Raw genomic sequence first — 12,571 nt, 5'->3', positions numbered from 1 at the left:
AAACCGAGGCTGACAGCGGCATGAGCCCCTGATGACAAAATCATGACAGAGCGTTAAGTAAAACTTAATGGCGCGACAAATTTCGCTAACTCATTAACATATATAAGAATTTGCTCTGCATTTTTGCGCGCTTTTGATGGTGGCGTCAGCGGCATCGTGTTATTACAAGGTTAAAACCTGTGAGATAGCCTGCCGGAGAGCATCATGAAAAAGCGTTGGTCTTTTGCCTTACTGTTGTCACTCAGCGCCCTCAGCCAACTGGCTGCGGCGCAGCAGACGCTGCGTTTTGGCGTCGATCCCACTTTTCCACCGTTCGAATCCAAAGCCAGCGATGGCTCGCTGCAGGGTTTTGATATTGATCTGGGCAATGCCATCTGTGCGCAGGCCAAAGTGAAATGTCAGTGGGTGCAGATTGGCTTTGACGGCAGCATTCCGGCGCTGCAGGCGAAGAAATTTGACGCCATTCTGTCGGCGATGTCGATGACGGAGAAGCGCCGCGAGCAGGTGGCGTTCAGCGATATGCTATACATCACGCCCAGCGCGCTGCTGACGCCTGCCAACAGCACGCTGACGGCGGATATCAGCACGCTGCGCGGGAAGAATATCGGCGTCGCGCAGGGCACCATCCAGGAAACCTACGCCAAAACGAAGTGGGCACCGCAGGGCGTCAACGTGGTCTCGTATCCGAATCAGATGGAGATCTATCCGGATCTGGTAGCGGGTCGACTCGATGCCAGCCTGGCGAATGCGGTTTCGGCCGAGCAGGGCTTTCTCAACACGCCGGAAGGCAAGGGTTATGTCAATAAAGCCACGCTGGTGGATAAAGCATTATTGGGGAACGGCGTAGGTATCGGGCTGCGTAAAGGCGATACGGCCAATCTTACTTTAATCAACAATGCGCTGGCTGCGCTGCACAGCAACGGCACTTACGACCGGCTGGCGCAGAAGTACTTTAAAGTTAAGGTTTATCCCTAATCGCAGGGCGATTTGCCTTCATTACGCACAGGAAAATCATGTCTTTACTCCCTGATTATACCCATCAGCGGGCGCGATTCCTGGCCGCCGTCACGCGCCAGCACGGCGCGCTGACTGCCTATCGCCATCCGCTGACCGCGCCCGACGGGGCCGCGCTGTACACCGACGTTGCGGTGATCGGCGATCCTGCGGCTCCCAAACGCATGCTGATTCTCTCCGGCACACACGGTGTGGAGGGCTATTACGGTTCAGACAGCCAGATCGCCTGGCTTGATAGCTTCGATGTCGCCGCGTTACCGCCCGACTGCGCCCTTGTGCTGGTCCATCTGCTGAATCCATGGGGCGCTGCGCATCTGCGGCGCGTCAATGAAGACAATATCGATCTCAACCGGAATTTCATCGATTTCAGCCAGCCCGCACCCGCTAATCCGCACTATGCGCTATGGCACGATCTGTATCAGGGCGACCGCGCACATGCCGATCGGCTGCTGGCGGAGACACTGCAGCAGTCAGGCTGGCCGGCGCTAAAACGGGTGGTGGAAGCGGGCCAATATCAGGCAGCAGATGGCCTGTTTTATGGCGGGCAGCAGCCGGCCTGGTCGCACCGCACGCTGCACGCCATCGTCGAACAGCACCTGCGTCAGGCGCAGGTCATCCTGAGTTTCGACCTGCACACCGGTGCCGGCGCGTGGGGCCATCCGATGCTGCTGGCGATTGCGGAGCAGCGCTATCCGGCGCATCACTGGGGCAAAAGCTTATACGATGAGTGGCTGACGCTGCTGTTCACCGGCAGCGGGCGCGACAGCGACACTGGCGTCACGGCGACCGCCACCGGCTATGTCTCGCAGTTTCTGCTGACCTCGCTGCCTGACACGCAGCTGCTGCCATTGGTGGTGGAGTGTGGCACTTATCCGGGCGAAGAGATGCACCGCCGGGTGCGCGACGATCACTGGCTGCATCTGCAGGGCGATCCGGCAAGCCACGCCGGACGCGCGCTGAAGCAGCAGCTGGTGGAGGGGTTCTGGCCCGCCGATGAGGACTGGCGCGCCTTAACTGCGTTTCGTACCCAACAAATTTTCCTGCGCGGCTGGCGCGGGCTGGTGGCTTACAACCGGCCGTAAAAGGTCATGCGCGCGGTTTCGGACAGTGCGATACCGGGCTGGGTGTTGTAGGCCAGCACCGCCAGCATGCGCGTAACATCACCTTCGGTGGGTGTCACGCGGTGCAGCGAATTGCGGCCGCGAAACAGCACCAGATCGCCGGCATCGATCTCCAGCGCCTCAACCGGCTGGCGCTGATCGAGCACGGCGGCGACGCCGTCGTAGTTCATCTCGCCGGCGTCCGCATCGCGCAGATCTTTCACGTACTGAAACACACCGCCAGCGTGCGGTTTCTGCACCAGCAGCGTGATGGCGAAAGAGGAGTTATCAAAGTGCCAGCCCAGCTCCTGGCCATCAGGTGCGTAATGCAGATTAATCGACGATAGCGGGTCGGCGTACGGATACAGCGCCTCCTCGTCCAGCACATCACACAGAAAGCGTTTAAACAGTTCGTCATTGTACAGCTGACGCAGCGGCGATTCCGCCGCAATCACATCGTCGGTAATGCAGCCTTTGGTGCTGATCACGTCACGATTGCGCGGATGATCGGCACGGTACGCCTCGTCCGGCTTCAGCAGATAGACGTTGTGCTTGCTGACGGTGTGGTAAGCCAGATGGCGCTGGGCCAGCCCGTCAGCCACGATCGCCTGCAGCGCAGCCGGTTGCAAAAACTGACGCAGCACCAGCGCGCCGTGTTGCTCCAGCTGCTGGCGACAGTGCCGACGCCAGTCGGCGTCGGCCAGTGGGTGCAAATCAAATCGAATCAAAGCAGACATCGCGGTGGTTCTCTGAGTTGGCAGGTGTAGAGACTGTAACGGCCTGATATGTTGATGCCTAACGATAAATATTTAACGCCTTGCTAAGGAAACCTTAATGCCTGCACCCGCGTCGCGTTTGCCGAAAATCAGCGTGATTCAGTCGTTCAAAGTGGCGGCGGAACTTGGTAGCCTTGCGAAAGCCGCCGCACAGCTGGCGCTGACGCCGGCTGCCGTCAGCCAGCAGATTCGTCAGCTGGAAGCGCAGCTGGGCAGCGCGCTGTTTGTGCGCACCCAGAGCGGGGTAATGCTGACGGAAACCGGTAAAGAGTATCTGCGCTACGTCAGTGAGGCGTTCGATATTCTGCATCTGGGGCAGCAAAATTTGCGCCATGCGGCCAGCATGCCGAAGCTGACGCTCTATTCACTGCCGGCGCTGGCGTCGAAATGGCTGCTGCCGAATATCACCGCCTGGCGGGCTCACTGCCCGGACTGCGAACTCAGCCTGCACGGCACTCATGCGCCGGTGGATTTCAGCGCCACACCGGCAGATTTTGTCATCTGCTTTGGTGAGGATCGCTACCCGCAACTCGACAAGCAACGGCTGTTCTGTGACGAGGTGCTGCCGGTCGCCAGTCCGGCGCTGATACAGCGTTACCCGGGCGAATCGTTGCTCAGCCAGGCGCCGTTGATCCATCTGGACTGGGGCAATGAAGGACGCTTTCTGCCCGACTGGCGCAGCTGGTTTCAGGCCAAAGGCAGCATGGAGCCGGCGGCCCAGCCGGCATTCAGTTTTAATCTCACCTCCCTGGCCATCGACGCGGCGGTAGCCGGGGCCGGTGTGCTGCTGGGGCAGCGTCGCCTGATTGCCGGCGAACTGGCGCGCGGCGCGCTACAGGTGGTGGATCCGCTCAGCCTGCCGCTGAGCAAACCCTATTTCCTCGCCTGGCCACAGCGCTCCCGCAGTCAGCCCGGCAGCGAGGCGCTGATTCAGTGGCTGACGCAGCTGGCGAGTTAACAAACTGTTAACTGCCGCAGCGTTCTGCGACAGGGATTGCCCTATGCTGATGCGCTTTGTGCGCAGTTGCGAAGAAAGGGAGTTCAGGCACGATGATCGAGTCCTCATTCTGGCTGACCACGCTGGTGGTCAGCATCACAATTTTGCTGTGGGCGCTGGCGCGGTTGCCGGAATACCTTACCGCGCTGCTGTTTTTTGCGGCGGCGATGCTGCTGTCGATAGCGCCAGCCAGCAGCGTGTTCAGCGGTTTTGCCTCCTCAGCGTTCTGGCTGGTGCTGAGCGGTTTTGTGCTGGGCGCGGCGATCCGCAAAGTGGGCCTTGCCCAGCGCTGGGCCAACTGGCTGGTGGTGCCGTTCAGCCAGAGCTGGCCGCGGATGGTGGCGGGCACGGTGCTGCTGAGTTATCTGCTGGCGCTGGTGATGCCGTCGAACATGGGACGCATCGCGCTGCTGATGCCGGTGATGCTGGCGCTGGGCGAGCGGGCCGGTATCCGGCCGGGCAGTCGCGGCAGCATTGGGCTGGCGCTGGCGGTGGGCTTCGGCACCTTTCAACTCTCTGCCAGTATTCTGCCCGCCAACGTGCCAAACCTGGTGCTGAGCGGCGCGGCGGAAAATGCGTATCAGCTGCATTTGCAATGGCTGCCGTGGTGGCTGCTGCACATGCCGGTGGTGGGGCTGGGCAAAGGTATTCTGCTGGTTGCCTGCATTACGCTGCTGTTCCGCGCTCAGCCGCAGCCGGTGGCAACGCGGGAAGCATTGCCGGCGCTAAGCGGGCGCGAATGGCGGCTGATTGCCCTACTGGCCGTCACGTTACTGTTGTGGATGACCGACAGCCTGCACGGCTTATCCGCTGCGTGGGTCGGGCTGGCCGCGGCGTGTCTGTGTTTGTTACCGCGTGTGGGCTTTCTTTCGGGCGACGATTTTGCCAGCGGCGTCAATTTCCGCACCTGCATCTATATCGCCGGCATTCTCGGCGTCGCCACGGTGGTGGTGGACTCTGGCCTGGGGCGGCTCATCGCCAATGCACTGCTTCACCTGCTGCCGCTGCATGACTCGCCGTCATTCAGTAATTTTGCCGTGCTCAATGCGCTGGTGACGCTGCTGAATTTTGTGCTCACCGCCAACGGCGTGCCGGCGATGGTCACGCCGATGGCGCAGGAGCTGGCTGCCGCTTCGGGCTTTCCGCTACTGAGCGTGGTGATGTTGCAGGTTTTTGCCTACGCCACACCGCTGCTGCCATATCAGGCGTCGCCCATCGTGGTGGCAATGGGGCTGGGGAATGTGCCTGCCAGAGCCGGTCTGCAGCTGTGTCTGCTGGTGTTCGTGCTGAGCGCGCTGCTGCTGTTACCGCTGGATTATCTGTGGTTCCGGCTGCTAGGCTATGCCTGATACGCCGTCAGAGGTCACGAATTCGCTATGTCAGCTACTAACGATTGGGTTGATTTCCGTCGCGATGAGGAGACGGGCATCGAAAGTGTTAACGCGCACTTCTGCGGCCACGCTTACGATCCGCATGACCACGACGAATTGCTGGTCGGCGTGACGCAGCAGGGGCTGCAGCGCTTTAACTGTCACCGCGCGCTGCACACCAGCACGCCGGGCCGCGCTATTCTGATTGAGCCGGGCGCGGTACACGATGGTCACGCGCCCGATGCCGCCGGTTTTACCTATGTGATGCTTTATCTGCCACAACCCTGGGTGGCGGAGATGATGCAGCGCCGCGGGCTGGGCGATGTGGCGAATATTCAGGGGGCGTTTCGCTCCACGCTCACCGATGATGCGCAGCTGGCCAGTGCGATTCAGCAGGCATGGTTTGCGGTGCATCAGCGGGAAGGGCGACTGGCGCGCGATCAGAGCCTGGATCATCTGCTCACACTGCTTTCCCGGCATCTGGAAAATAAACCCGGCGTGCAGCTCAGTGACGCTCAGCGGCAGATGCATCTGCTGCGTGACTATCTGCACGATTTTATGGCGCAGGATATCGGGCTGGATGATCTGTCGCGCCTGTCCGGCATCGATCGTTTCCGCCTGACGCGCCAGTTTAAGCAGACGTTTGGCCAGTCGCCGCACGCTTATCTGGTACGGCTGCGGCTGCGTAGCGCGCGTGCGCTGCTGGCACAGGGCGTTGAGCCAGTGCAGGTCGCAGCGCAGGTGGGCTTTGCCGACCAAAGCCACCTTGGCCGCTGGTTCCAGCGCGCTTATCGTCTGACACCCGCTGCGTATCAGCGCCAGTGCACAAACGTTCTATACCGCTCTCTGCCGGCTATCCGATGATGGGATTTTTAATCCTCACCGGAGAGTTCTGACAGATGTTTGATACCAAAATTGCCCTGATCGTACGCGATGATTTAGCCACCTGGCAGCGCCTGAATGTGGTGGCTTTTCTGGCGACCGGCATTGCGGCAGCCGCGCCGGAGATGATGGGTGAACCCTACGTCGACGCGCTCGGCCGTCAGTACGGCAACATAGCCGGCCAGCCGATGCTGGTGTTTGCCGCCGATTTAGCTGGCCTGCAACGGGCGCATCGCCAGGGCGTGGAGCGCGAATTAACGCTGATTCCTTACGTCGAAGCGATGTTTTCCACCGGCCACGATGCCGCCAACCGCGCGGTGTTTCTGGCCGAAGACGCCGATAATCTCAACCTGGTGGGCATCGCGCTGCGCGGCCCGAAAAAGGCGGTGGATAAAGCCATCAAAGGGCTGGCGCTGCATGGTTGAACGGCGGGTGCGCCTGTTCAATCTGTTCTGCCGCCATTAACAGCACATCTTCCCGGTCGCGCAGCGCCAGAAGCTCCAGGCCGATGGGTAACCCTTCCGTACTCAGGCCGACCGGAATGCTGATTGCCGGTGCGCCGGTGACGGCTGAGATCAGCGCGTTGCTGCCAGGCTGCAACTCGCCATGCTTCACTGGCGGATGGCGGACTACCGGATAAGCGAGCAGGTCGATCTGCTGCTGCTGAAAAAACTGTGCCAGCTGCTGATACAGCCTCTGCTGGCGCAGCTGCACCTCGCGATAGCCGTCACTCTTCATGCCGGGATGCTGCGCCCGGGTTTTAAAAGTGGCCTCCAACTGGGGATGATAGCGCCCTGACGCGGCAATCGCCGCCAGCGTGCGCAGCGGTGCCTGCGGTTTATCCGCCAGCCAGGCGGCCAGCGCGTCGGCAAATTCATAGGCAATAATATTGGCTTCCGTCGCCAGCGTCTCCAGCTGCGGCCAGCTCAGCATGCGCGGCTGAAACGGTGCCACAGCATCCTGCACCGCCTGGTTGATCTCCGTTTCCTCTGCGGCAAATCCTTCCTGCCAGATACCGATGCGCAACGCCCGGTCGGGACGGGAAAAACGCTGGCCCGTGAGTATTTCACTGATCAGCCGCAAATCAGCCGCGTAGCGCACCAGCGGTCCGGGGATATCCTGGGTAGGCGACAGCGGCACGATGCCAGCGCTGCTCAGTGCACCGCGCGTCATACGTAAGCCGAACAGGCCATTAAACGCGGCCGGAATGCGCACCGAACCGGCGGTATCACTGCCTATCGCCAGCGGCACGAAGCCTGCGGCCACCGCCACGGCTGAACCGCTGCTTGAACCTCCTGGAGAACGGCCATGCTGCCAGGCATTATGGGTAAAGCCGCTCAGCGACGAGGCGCCGGTGATGCCTGCCGCCAGTTCATGCATGGTGGTTTTGCCGATGAGGATTGCGCCGGCCTGACGCAGAGCAGTAACCAGCGGTGCATCCTCGCTGGCAATCACATCGCGCAGCAGCGCCGAACCGGCACTGGTCGGCCAGCCTTTGACTTCAATGTTGTCTTTAATCAGCAGCGGAATACCGGCCAGTGGGCCAACCGGCGCATTCTGCTGCCGTGCGGCATCGCTGGCAGCGGCCGCAGCCAGCGCGTCATCGGCAAACAGCCAGTTGATGGCGTTGTAGCGCGGCTGATCCACGTCAGCAATGCGCTGCAGCGCAAACATGGTGAGCTGGCGTGCGCTCACCCGGCGCTGGGCCAGCGCCTGTTGCATATCTCCCAGCGATGCGGTGAGGTAATCAGCGTATTGCATGGTTCAGGCCTCCACAGGAATCCATTGCCGCTCTGGCGAAACCCGGCCGCACGAACTGCCGGCAAAGTGTGAGCTGCACCAGAGTGCCTGATGGCTGATGCACCAGTCTATCAGTAACTGACGTGACGTTACGGCGCGTGGTAAATCCTCACAAAAAACTGAGTTCCATTGCGGATGTGCAAACTGAACTGGATGATGCATCACATCACCGCTAAATACCGCGTGGGCACCGGCGCTTTGCAGCACAATTGAAGCGTGGTCGACGCTGTGGCCCTGCGTCGGCATATAGCGCAGCACACCGGCAAACAGCGGGGAGTGCTGCACATCAATAGTTTCCAGCTGGCCGCTCGCCAGCAGCGGCGCAAGGCTATCGTGATACAGAGCCTGCATCGACGGCGTGCTGCGGCACTGTGCCAGTTCACGCGCTGAACAGATGTAACGCGCATGACGAAACATCGGCTGCCAGCGGCCAGGGCGCCAGCAGGTATTCCAGCCGACGTGATCGGTGTGGATATGCGTCATCAGCACCAGCGTCACTTTATCAGGGTCGACGCCCGCTTCGGCCAGACGTTGCGGCCACGCGGTTTGCAGCTGGTGAAACAGCGGCTTGTTATCGCGGTTACGGCCATTGCCCGTTGCGGTATCAATCACGATGGTGTCGCGAGCGGTGCGCACCACCCAGCTATGGATGGATAGCTCTGCCAGCTGCTGTGCCAGCGTGTCGCTCATCGTCTCGCGGTGTGCCGGAAACAGCGCAGCGAAGGGGAGTGAGCTGGTCTGCTCGATCACTTTATCAATGCTGCATTCACCTATGTGCAGGGTCATATTGCCTCCTAAAGCGTGGTGCCTGTTACTGCAGGTCACTATACTGAGGGCTGTTTCATTATTTAAATCGATTAAAATCATGAAAAGCATCAATGAAAATGATTTCAGCAAAATCGACCTTAACTTATTGATTGTGCTGCTGGTCATGTATGACGTGCGCAGCGTAACTCAGGCGGCAAACCGGCTTTATCTGGGGCAGCCGGCGGTCAGCGCGGCATTAAAAAGACTGCGGGCAATGTTTGACGATGCGCTGTTCGTGCGTTCCTCGCAAGGCATGATGCCCACGCCGCGCGCAGAGCAGCTGGTGCGGCAGATCGCACCGCTACTGCAGAGCGTCCATCGCGTTATTTACACTGCCGATCGCTTTGATGCCGCGCACGATAGCCGCAGTTTTACGCTCGGCATGAGCGACTGGCTCGAGCACTGGCTGATGCCCGATTTACTGCTGCAGCTGGCCGACTCGGCTCCGAATATTGATATCCGGGTGGTGGCTGCCGATCCGTGGCAGGCCATTCCGCTGATGGAGTCGCAGCAGGCTGACGTGGTGGTGACCGTCGGAGAGGAAACCAGCCGCGATCTTACGCGGGAGCACATTGCGCGCGCCGGCTTCCGCACGGTATGGCATCGCGGACAAATTGACCTTGCGCCACCGCTGACGCTGGCGCAGTTCGTGCAGTATCAGCATGCGCTGGTCTCCTATCGCGGCGTGAGTGAAAGTGCGCTGGACGCCGCGTTAGCCCGCGAGGGGCTGACGCGCCGCGTGCGTTATGTCACGCCGCACTTCTCGGTGTTACCGCTAATGTTGCAGCGTCTGCCGCTGTTCGCGACCGTTCCGCAGGGACTGGTGCAGGCATGGCAACAGCGCTATGCGCTGAGTACGGCGGCGGTGCCGATCGGCATGCCGGATTATGCGCTTTCGCTGCTGTGGCATAACGCCCGGGCGGAAGACCCGGCGCACCGCTGGCTGCGCGCCACGCTGCGTCAGCTGATCGAACGCAAGCTGGCGTGAAACGTTTACCACGGCACTACGCGGCCGAGGTAATCGAGATAGTGCAGGCCGCCGCGTCCGGTCTGGCTTTCCACCGTGTTGAGCAGATTCGGGATGCTCTCCTCAATGCTCAGTCGCGCCCCGGCGCCGCCCATGTCGGTGCGCACCCAGCCTGGGGCCAGCAGCAGTAGCGTGCGCGCATCGTCGTGACGCGCGGCGAAGCTGCGCATAAACATATTCAGCGCCGCTTTACTGCCGCGATACACCTCGTAGTTGCCATGGGTGTTGTTGGTGAGACTGCCCTGGCCGGAGGACATCACCGCCAGCGTGCCATGCGCGCTGACGTTGTTTCTGAAGGTTTCCAGCACGCGCAGCGGGCTCAGCGCGTTGGTGACCATTACGCGAATAAACTCTTCCGTCGACACATCGGCAAGGGTTTCGCGGTCGTCATTTTTCACGCCCGCGTTGACCAGCAGCAGATCGAACTGCTGGCCGCTTAGCCGCAGATGCAGGGCGTTGACCTCTGCTGGCACGGTGATGTCCACGCTCTCCACCGTTAGCTGCTGCGGGTAGCGCTGCGCCAGCTGTTGCAGCGCGTGAAGGGAGTGCTGGCGGCCGGTCGCCACCACCTGATAGCCGCGCTGCAGCATATTCTCCGCCAGCGCGAAGCCGAGGCCGCGCGAAGCACCAATTAATAAAGCACGGGAAGCTTTGTTCATGACCCTCTCCTGGTTTTGGGGTGAGTGAAAAGTCTACCCTTGCATAACAACAGGCGGAACGCGCAGCATCTGCATAGATAACCTGCAGCAAACGCCTTGCCAGATGGCGCTCAATCAATAAGGATGATGCGATGAATACCGTCGATTTGAATTTACTCCCTGCGCTGGACGCGCTGCTCAGTGAAGGCAGCGTAGTGGGCGCTGCGCGTCGCCTGGGGCTGAGCGAGTCAGCGATGAGCCGCACGCTGGGGCGACTGCGTGCTGCCACCGGCGATGCGCTACTGGTGCGCGCCGGGCGCGCGATGGTGCTGACGCCACACGCCGAAGCGCTGCGCAGCCAGGTGCAGGACACGCAGGCGCTGCTGAGTCCACCCGCGCAACGCTTTGCCGCCGCTGAGCTGCAGCGCCACTTCACGCTGCGTACCAACGAAGGTTTTGTCGAAGCGTTTGGCAGCGCGCTGATCGCCGCAGTCCGCGCACAGGCGCCCGGCGTGCAGCTGCGCTTCATGCCTAAAGCAGAGAAAAATGATCGACCGCTGCGCAGCGGCGACGTCGATCTGGAGATTGGTGTTCTGGGCAATATGGGACCGGAGATTCGGCTGCAGGCGCTGTTTCGCGATCGCTTCGTCGGCGTGGTGCGCGCCGGGCATCCGTTACTCGCGGACGTGACGTTGGCGCAGCTGGCCGCATATGGTCACATCGTGGCATCAAGGCGTGGTGAGCTGGGCGGGCCGGTGCATGAGGCGCTGCTCGCCGCCGGTTTTACCCGCCAGGTGGCCGCCGTGGTACCCGCTTTTTCCACTGCCGTCGCGCTCACGCTGCACAGCGACTGGCTGGCGCTGGTGCCGCATACGCTGTGTCTGCACCATCCGCTAATCAAAGATAATCCGGCGTTTGCGATGTTTGAATTACCGTTTGCCACGCCAGAGGTGACGGTGTCACAGCTATGGCATCCGCGGCTGGAGCAGGATGCCGCACACCGCTGGTTGCGTGACACGGTGCGGCAGGTGTGCCGCGCTTAGATCAGCCGCCGCGCACCGATCCGCGCCATACCACATCAGCCTGATACAGTAGCGTATCGTGCTGCTGCTCACTCTGCGGCGTAAAACCACTTTCCGCCTGTTCCGTCTGCGTCAACCACGCGATGGCGTCGCGGGCAAAGCGCTCCACCGGCTGGGCGAAGGTGGTGAGATTGTAAGAGGACCAGCCAGCCTGCGCGATGTTGTCGTAGCCGATCAGGCACAAATCCTCCGGTACGCGCAACTGGAAACGGTGGCGCGCTTCATCCATGAAACCGCAGGCCATCAGGTCGGTGACGCAGAACACCGCGTCCGGGCGCTGATGGCGTGTCAGCAGGCGATGCGCCAGAATCTGACCGCTCTCATACGAGGTGGTGCCGAACCGCTCCACGCTGACCGTCAGTCCGGCGCGCTCCGCCACGGCGATAAACGCCGCTTCGCGTTTGATCAGGCTCGGCGTACCGGCCAGCGAATTGGCGAACGCCAGCTGACGGCAGCCGGCGCGCTGAAACGCCATCACCGCCGTTTCGGCCGCCGCCTGCGCGTCGAGGTTGATGCTGAGCGAGCCCGGCAGCGCTTCGTCGCGGTTGATCAGGATGATGCGCTGACCGTGCTGATAGCACTGGCGGGTGATGGTGCGATCCGGCATGCCGGAAAGGATGATGGAGGCATCGGCGCGAAAATTGATCGCCTGCAGCAGCGCGGCGGAGACGCTGTTGTCGGAACGATCGGTATTAATCAGCATCGCCACTTTACCCGCTTCCTGTAAAAACTGCGTCAGCCAGCGCACCAGCGTGGCGCGGTAAGGCGTGGCGATTTCAGAGACAATCAGGCAGACGATGCCGCTGCGGTTGCGCACCAGCCCGCGCGCCAGGTGGTTAACGTGATAGCCCAGCTCCTGCGCCGCTTTCATCACCCGGGCACGCGTGGCTGCAGAAACGCTGGCACCGGGCGTAAAGGCGCGCGACACCGCCGAACGCGACACGCCCGCGCGATCGGCCACATCCTGTGCGCTCACCCCGGCTTTGTCATTCTGCATCTTCAACTCCTCACAATTACGGCTGAAAAGCAGTCTGCCGTAAATTGCAAAGCTGTGCAATTTGTCTGCGATCACATTTGT

General features: G+C 61.2%; 13 protein-coding genes. 8 read left to right on the top strand and 5 right to left on the bottom strand.

Features of this window, described 5'->3' with window-relative positions; all coding sequences use genetic code 11:
• The first annotated feature begins 204 nt into the window (after positions 1-204).
• Both C1Y42_RS10685 and C1Y42_RS10680 read left to right on the top strand, forming a co-directional pair.
• Positions 205-975, top strand: coding sequence for a transporter substrate-binding domain-containing protein (locus C1Y42_RS10685; protein WP_021508935.1), 771 nt, complete (start codon positions 205-207; stop codon positions 973-975).
• A gap of 38 nt (positions 976-1,013) precedes the next feature.
• The gene (locus C1Y42_RS10680; RefSeq protein WP_104093402.1) at positions 1,014-2,096 is read left to right on the top strand and encodes a DUF2817 domain-containing protein; all 1,083 of its coding nucleotides are present in this window, start codon (positions 1,014-1,016) and stop codon (positions 2,094-2,096) included.
• Here C1Y42_RS10680 and C1Y42_RS10675 read toward each other — a convergent pair.
• The gene (locus C1Y42_RS10675) at positions 2,081-2,851 is read right to left on the bottom strand and encodes a 2OG-Fe(II) oxygenase (protein ID WP_059009255.1); all 771 of its coding nucleotides are present in this window, start codon (positions 2,849-2,851) and stop codon (positions 2,081-2,083) included. The two genes, C1Y42_RS10680 and C1Y42_RS10675, sit on opposite strands and share 16 nt — an antisense overlap.
• Positions 2,852-2,948: 97 nt before the next feature.
• Here C1Y42_RS10675 and C1Y42_RS10670 point away from each other — a divergent pair, with 97 nt between their 5' ends.
• The 4 genes from C1Y42_RS10670 to C1Y42_RS10655 all read left to right on the top strand — a co-directional run bounded on the left by C1Y42_RS10670 (position 2,949) and on the right by C1Y42_RS10655 (position 6,564).
• Positions 2,949-3,848 carry a LysR substrate-binding domain-containing protein gene (locus C1Y42_RS10670; protein WP_104093401.1) on the top strand — a complete coding sequence of 300 codons (900 nt, stop codon included), beginning with the start codon at positions 2,949-2,951 and terminating at the stop codon, positions 3,846-3,848.
• A gap of 92 nt (positions 3,849-3,940) precedes the next feature.
• A complete protein-coding gene (locus C1Y42_RS10665; RefSeq protein ID WP_104093400.1) occupies positions 3,941-5,236 on the top strand; it encodes an SLC13 family permease in 1,296 nt (431 codons plus the stop codon).
• Between the two features lie 27 nt (positions 5,237-5,263).
• Complete coding sequence (locus tag C1Y42_RS10660) at positions 5,264-6,121, top strand: AraC family transcriptional regulator (protein WP_058781077.1); 858 nt, start codon at positions 5,264-5,266, stop codon at positions 6,119-6,121.
• A gap of 35 nt (positions 6,122-6,156) precedes the next feature.
• Complete coding sequence (locus C1Y42_RS10655; protein WP_104093399.1) at positions 6,157-6,564, top strand: DUF2000 family protein; 408 nt, start codon at positions 6,157-6,159, stop codon at positions 6,562-6,564.
• On the opposite strand, the gene C1Y42_RS10650 is transcribed toward C1Y42_RS10655, so the two are convergent.
• Positions 6,539-7,900: an amidase gene (locus C1Y42_RS10650; protein ID WP_104093398.1), complete on the bottom strand. Its 1,362-nt coding sequence runs from the start codon at positions 7,898-7,900 to the stop codon at positions 6,539-6,541. The two genes, C1Y42_RS10655 and C1Y42_RS10650, sit on opposite strands and share 26 nt — an antisense overlap.
• Positions 7,901-7,903: 3 nt before the next feature.
• Positions 7,904-8,725, bottom strand: coding sequence for an MBL fold metallo-hydrolase (locus tag C1Y42_RS10645; RefSeq protein WP_104093397.1), 822 nt, complete (start codon positions 8,723-8,725; stop codon positions 7,904-7,906).
• Between the two features lie 79 nt (positions 8,726-8,804).
• Between C1Y42_RS10645 and C1Y42_RS10640 the strand changes: the two genes are divergently transcribed.
• The gene (locus C1Y42_RS10640) at positions 8,805-9,734 is read left to right on the top strand and encodes a LysR family transcriptional regulator (RefSeq protein ID WP_104093396.1); all 930 of its coding nucleotides are present in this window, start codon (positions 8,805-8,807) and stop codon (positions 9,732-9,734) included.
• 5 nt (positions 9,735-9,739) lie between these two features.
• Here C1Y42_RS10640 and C1Y42_RS10635 read toward each other — a convergent pair whose 3' ends face one another.
• A complete protein-coding gene (locus C1Y42_RS10635; RefSeq protein ID WP_058770308.1) occupies positions 9,740-10,432 on the bottom strand; it encodes an SDR family NAD(P)-dependent oxidoreductase in 693 nt (230 codons plus the stop codon).
• 131 nt (positions 10,433-10,563) lie between these two features.
• On the opposite strand from C1Y42_RS10635, the gene C1Y42_RS10630 reads away from it, so the two are divergent.
• Entirely contained in the window at positions 10,564-11,454 is an 891-nt protein-coding gene (locus tag C1Y42_RS10630) for a LysR family transcriptional regulator (RefSeq protein WP_104093395.1), read from the top strand.
• Between the two features lies 1 nt (position 11,455).
• Here C1Y42_RS10630 and C1Y42_RS10625 read toward each other — a convergent pair whose 3' ends face one another.
• On the bottom strand, positions 11,456-12,490 hold the full coding sequence (locus C1Y42_RS10625) for a LacI family DNA-binding transcriptional regulator (protein ID WP_058759034.1): 1,035 nt from the start codon (positions 12,488-12,490) through the stop codon (positions 11,456-11,458).
• Positions 12,491-12,571 lie beyond the last annotated feature (81 nt).

Source organism: Pantoea sp. ICBG 985 (assembly GCF_002928365.1).
Classification (GTDB): domain Bacteria; phylum Pseudomonadota; class Gammaproteobacteria; order Enterobacterales; family Enterobacteriaceae; genus Pantoea; species Pantoea dispersa.
Note: the sequence above shows the minus strand (reverse complement) of the source record. Positions and strands in the feature narration are given on the sequence as shown.

Coding starts and splice junctions, on each gene's coding strand:
- C1Y42_RS10685 (WP_021508935.1), top strand. CDS start 205: ATGAAAAAGCGTTGGTCTTTTGCCTTACTGTTGTCACTCAGCGCCCTC.
- C1Y42_RS10680 (WP_104093402.1), top strand. CDS start 1,014: ATGTCTTTACTCCCTGATTATACCCATCAGCGGGCGCGATTCCTGGCC.
- C1Y42_RS10675 (WP_059009255.1), bottom strand. CDS start 2,851: ATGTCTGCTTTGATTCGATTTGATTTGCACCCACTGGCCGACGCCGAC.
- C1Y42_RS10670 (WP_104093401.1), top strand. CDS start 2,949: ATGCCTGCACCCGCGTCGCGTTTGCCGAAAATCAGCGTGATTCAGTCG.
- C1Y42_RS10665 (WP_104093400.1), top strand. CDS start 3,941: ATGATCGAGTCCTCATTCTGGCTGACCACGCTGGTGGTCAGCATCACA.
- C1Y42_RS10660 (WP_058781077.1), top strand. CDS start 5,264: ATGTCAGCTACTAACGATTGGGTTGATTTCCGTCGCGATGAGGAGACG.
- C1Y42_RS10655 (WP_104093399.1), top strand. CDS start 6,157: ATGTTTGATACCAAAATTGCCCTGATCGTACGCGATGATTTAGCCACC.
- C1Y42_RS10650 (WP_104093398.1), bottom strand. CDS start 7,900: ATGCAATACGCTGATTACCTCACCGCATCGCTGGGAGATATGCAACAG.
- C1Y42_RS10645 (WP_104093397.1), bottom strand. CDS start 8,725: ATGACCCTGCACATAGGTGAATGCAGCATTGATAAAGTGATCGAGCAG.
- C1Y42_RS10640 (WP_104093396.1), top strand. CDS start 8,805: ATGAAAAGCATCAATGAAAATGATTTCAGCAAAATCGACCTTAACTTA.
- C1Y42_RS10635 (WP_058770308.1), bottom strand. CDS start 10,432: ATGAACAAAGCTTCCCGTGCTTTATTAATTGGTGCTTCGCGCGGCCTC.
- C1Y42_RS10630 (WP_104093395.1), top strand. CDS start 10,564: ATGAATACCGTCGATTTGAATTTACTCCCTGCGCTGGACGCGCTGCTC.
- C1Y42_RS10625 (WP_058759034.1), bottom strand. CDS start 12,490: ATGCAGAATGACAAAGCCGGGGTGAGCGCACAGGATGTGGCCGATCGC.